General features: G+C 51.0%; 3 protein-coding genes. 1 reads left to right on the top strand and 2 read right to left on the bottom strand.

The genetic code is table 11. The features are described from left to right. The coding region (locus tag V6D20_22535; GenBank protein HEY9818559.1) for a hypothetical protein at positions 1–187 on the top strand (187 nt) is incomplete at its 5' end. A 59-nt stretch (positions 188–246) separates the two neighbouring features. Here V6D20_22535 and V6D20_22530 read toward each other — a convergent pair. Continuing rightward, positions 247–1,314 carry a hypothetical protein gene (locus V6D20_22530; protein ID HEY9818558.1) on the bottom strand — a complete coding sequence of 356 codons (1,068 nt, stop codon included), beginning with the start codon at positions 1,312–1,314 and terminating at the stop codon, positions 247–249. Between the two features lie 194 nt (positions 1,315–1,508). Then, entirely contained in the window at positions 1,509–2,480 is a 972-nt protein-coding gene (locus tag V6D20_22525; protein ID HEY9818557.1) for a GTP-binding protein, read from the bottom strand. Between the last annotated feature and the right edge of the window lie 1,119 nt (positions 2,481–3,599).

Genomic DNA, 3,599 nt, shown 5'->3' with positions numbered 1-3,599 from the left:
GTCTTTTGTGCTCGATCACTGTCCAATTGTGAAACTGGAGGATCAAATCCAGGCCTCTGGATCCTTTAAGGTCTATTACCACACCCTAGAATTCTTCGGACTCTGCGAACCCTGCGCCCATCCAGCTCCCCCATCGCCATCAGCCATCCACCTTGATGATGAGGCTCACCCCAAGCAAGACATGTGACGTGGCATTAAGAGACGTGGGGAGCATCCTGAATCTGCATTCCAGGGGCTGCCTTAACCTCATGTGCCAAAACCACGGCCGCGGGCGGCGATCGCCCAGGTGATTAGTTCGCCTTGCTGGCCACCTGCTGCCAAGTATTGTCCTTGGGGGTGCCAAGCCAGACAGGCAAAGCCGCCGGGCGCTCCCTGTAGGCGCTGGATCAGCGTGCTGGCAGACTTGCACAGACAGACGGTTCCATCATCGGAGGTTGAGGCTAGCAGTCGGGAGCCTGGCTGGAAGGCGATCGCCACCACTCGACTCATGTGGACAGATAACGGTTGGGCTGTCCAGCCAGCATCAGGGTCAACCTCTTTTTGCCAAATAATGATCTCTTCTGCGCTAACACTGGCTAAAAGCGGTGTCTTATTCGACTTGGAATCACTGGGCCAGGCCAGTTGACGTACCTTACCCGGAAAACCTTGCATCTGCCACGGGGCTGGATGACCCATTTCCCAAACTAATAGGGTGCGATCGTGGTTGCCAGCCGCTAGGTAACGACCATCAGACGACCAAGCGATCGCTTCGATGGCGGCGCTGGTTTCACGTTCTTCGGGGGAGGCATCCCAGGCTTGGCGTCGCCACGTTTTGATGGCGCGATGTCCTGCCACTGAGAGATGTTCTCCCTGGGGATGCCAGGCTATATCCAGGACTGAGGATGCTGCAAAGTCTAGGGTGGCCACCTGATCTTGGGTCGCTACATTCCAGACCTGCACCGATCGCCCAAAGCTGATGGCTAGCTCCGGATCCGTCGGATGCCAGACTAAGCGATCGACCCAGACTCGATCTTCCTGTAATGTTTGGACAACCTGAGGTGATTCTGTCAGGCATGACCAGATCTGTACGGCACCATCTTGCCCGCCGGTGGCTAAAAACTGACCATCGGCAGAGAAAGCTAGGGTATCAATGGAGCGATCGCTCTGGGCTTGCAGGACTGTGGCACCTCCAGAGGCGATCGCATACAGGGCTACATCACCGGCAGCCGTGCCGACACCTAGGGTTTGACCATCGGGTGACCAAGCGATCGCCGTCACATATTCGGGTAAGGTGGTTTGCCAGTGGAACGTAAGCAAGGGGTGGGTGGTGGGCATGGGACAGAAAACCAAGTGATCACGATATGTAGTTTTGGCGTTGCTGAATAGAGCTATGCAACCGGAATGGGAGCAAGATACTCACCCTACCTGAATCGTAAACGAACTGCGAGCATGAGCATCTCGCTCGCGGTTCCTTAGCACACATCATCTTGCGATTCAGTAACACCTTTTCTAGGATAAGAACGGTTACATTAGACTAAGCATTCTCGAAAACGCCCTAGTAAATTCAGAGATTCTAAATTACGGCCAATAAACACCAGTTCATTCTTGCGGGTCTCATCGGGTCGCCAAGGACGATCTTGACGGCCGTCAAATAACATATGAATACCTTGAAAGACAAAGCGACAGTCTTCTCCGTCAATATTGAGAATGCCCTTCATGCGGAAAATGTCGGGGCCATGGTCGCGCAACAGTTCTCCCATCCAAGCATTGAGGCGATCGCCATGCAGGGCACCCGCTTCCACAATGGCAATAGAGGATACGGTTTCATCGTGTTCATGGGCCGTTTCGTTGAGAAATTCAGGATCGATCTGTAGTGCATTGTTGAGGTCGAAGGCAGAGATACCTAAAATATCGTCCATGTCGATCTGAGCATCGCGGGTACGGTGGATTTTAGCGATCGCATTCATCTCGCGGATCCGACGTTCTAGGTCGTCCAATTGCTCAGGGGTGACCAGGTCAACCTTGTTGAGTAAGATGACATCGGCAAAGGCAATTTGTTCTACCGCTTCCTCCGCATCCCAATGTTGCCAGATATGCTGGGCATCAACCACCGTCACGACAGCGTCTAACTGCGATTGGGCCTGCACGTCTTCATCCACAAAAAAGGTTTGGATAACTGGAGCTGGATCGGCTAGACCTGTGGTTTCAATGACAAGGTGATCAAAGCGATCGCGCCGTTTCATCAAGTTGCCAATGATACGAATCAAATCGCCCCGTACGGTACAGCAAATGCAGCCGTTGTTCATCTCAAAAATTTCTTCATCCGCATCCACCACAAGCTGGTGATCGATACCCACCTCACCAAATTCATTGACAATCACCGCTACCTTCTTGCCATGTTCATAGGTGAGGATGCGGTTGAGCAGGGTGGTTTTGCCTGCCCCTAAATAACCCGTGAGCACGGTAACGGGAGTTGGAGTTGTCATCGCAGTCGTGACCATAGGGACGCCCTTATCGGATGTGCAGTAATTAGATGGACAGTAAAATGATAATGATTATCATTTTAGATCAATTGGACGGCAATGGCTGAGCGATGTGCCGAGGTCACCTCGTCAGTGCATGGCTGGTTGATAGACTGATTCACCCAGCGATCGGGGTGAGGTTGCGCGGTTATTCATCGCCAGCGAGCCCCAGTTTATTCCATGACCTCATTGATCATCAACGAGATCTGTATGCCATACTACTACCCCTGCGAGGGAATTGGCCTCTCAGGCAACAAACCCTAGCCTGAGCCAGCGATCGCTCTTAGAGACAATAGATTGTGCCATCTTGGTACTAGATCGTGGTGTTGGACAGTGCTGGTCAGTGGATGCAGTGTATAGCCGCCGCCTTTGAATTGCTCCAGGTGCGATCGCCTGCTGTCCGTCATCCTGACCCCGATCCCTACCTATTGATGATGGGAGGGGCGGCTGCGGGTATTCTGACCCTGTTGCCTGTAATTTTTACGGGGCAAAATGGCGAGCGATTGCATTGTGCCAGCCCTCACCAAAGCTACTGTTTAATCGCAACCAAAAAAAAATCAGTGATTCTACGGAGACTAAAACGTGGCAAACGGCTAATTCTTGGAGTAACATTACATAGAGAGATTAAATTTAGTTGCATCTGCTACGCAATACTTGAACAATTTATTTCATGTGCAGGGATATAGTTCAGGGATACGGTTGAATAGTTTAGGTAGAGTGAGTCGCCATCACGATCTTTGATCATAATTGACAGACTGACGTTGTTGATGTGATGAGTGATTCAGTTGAGACGCTTCATTATCAGTGCTCATGTTCCCCATAACATCATCCTGAGCCTAGAGCTATTGCCCTAGACTTGATGTTAGTCATGCATTTATGCAGAGTCGAATTTACCTATGGTGTTCTGAGGTCGTCTACCATCTTAATGTTTACGTTAAAAACATTACCTCAGATGGAGTTTTTCAGTCTTGAGACACTTGTCAATTGGTCAGTTAACGCAACAATTTCAGCTTAACAGTGACCAGCACTTTACCGGTGAGCTACTGGTTTACTCCAGCAGTGCACATTCTGGGCGGTCAGGTGCAACGTATACCTGGG

Source organism: Candidatus Obscuribacterales bacterium (genome assembly GCA_036703605.1).
In the GTDB taxonomy this organism is placed as follows: Bacteria; Cyanobacteriota; Cyanobacteriia; order RECH01; family RECH01; genus RECH01.
Note: the sequence above shows the minus strand (reverse complement) of the source record. Positions and strands in the feature narration are given on the sequence as shown.

Coding starts and splice junctions, on each gene's coding strand:
- V6D20_22530 (HEY9818558.1), bottom strand. CDS start 1,314: ATGCCCACCACCCACCCCTTGCTTACGTTCCACTGGCAAACCACCTTA.
- V6D20_22525 (HEY9818557.1), bottom strand. CDS start 2,480: ATGGTCACGACTGCGATGACAACTCCAACTCCCGTTACCGTGCTCACG.